Here is a 728-nt window from a genome sequence, read left to right on the forward strand (position 1 = left end):
TTAGTCACTTAACCATACAACCCGAAGGAGTTTCGTTAAACAACCAAGTTGTCTCTCTATTTTATGAGTGAGAGACGTTCGATTTTGCCGGACTCAATTTCGAATAATCATCTCTARGAGATGATATTGCCAAGAACACTTGAATGTGCTCGTTTACTTTCATTTTTAAAAAATGAAAACAAACAGTTGGTGTTTATCATAAAGATAAACWTTGAGAACTTTTTTTGATAACAACAATGTTGTTATCAGTCAGCTTTCCAAATTGTTAAAGAGCGTGATTATTTCCGAAGAAATGAACCATTTTTAAAGACACTCTCGCGAATGCGTTTAAAGATGGTGGAGCTATGCGGGATCGAACCGCAGACCTCTTCGCTGCCAGCGAAGCGCTCTCCCAGCTGAGCTATAGCCCCATATTCCTTATGAGGAGATGGTATCCCGTAGGGGAGTCGAACCCCTGTTACCGCCGTGAAAGGGCGGTGTCCTAGGCCTCTAGACGAACGGGACACTAGTAAAACACCTCAAAAGTGTTTCTATCTCTTAAACTTTATAAACCATCAATCTGTGTGGACACTCATCACGATAATCATCGTATAAGGAGGTGATCCAGCGCCAGGTTCCCCTAGCGCTACCTTGTTACGACTTCACCCCAGTCATGAACCACAAAGTGGTGAGCGTCCTCCTCGAAAGGTTAAACTACCCACTTCTTTTGCAGCCCACTCCCATGGTGT

The 728-nt window shown here is 43.3% G+C and carries 2 tRNA genes and 1 rRNA gene; all 3 read right to left on the reverse strand.

The features are described from left to right. Positions 1-334: 334 nt before the first annotated feature. A tRNA-Ala gene (locus DZ860_RS23860) sits at positions 335-410 on the reverse strand. Between the two features lie 18 nt (positions 411-428). Then, positions 429-504, reverse strand: a tRNA-Glu gene (locus DZ860_RS23865). An 87-nt stretch (positions 505-591) separates the two neighbouring features. Next, positions 592-728: ribosomal RNA gene (locus tag DZ860_RS23870) — 16S ribosomal RNA — on the reverse strand; the annotation flags it as partial.

Source organism: Vibrio sinensis (assembly GCF_003605645.1).
Lineage (GTDB): Bacteria > Pseudomonadota > Gammaproteobacteria > Enterobacterales > Vibrionaceae > Vibrio > Vibrio sinensis.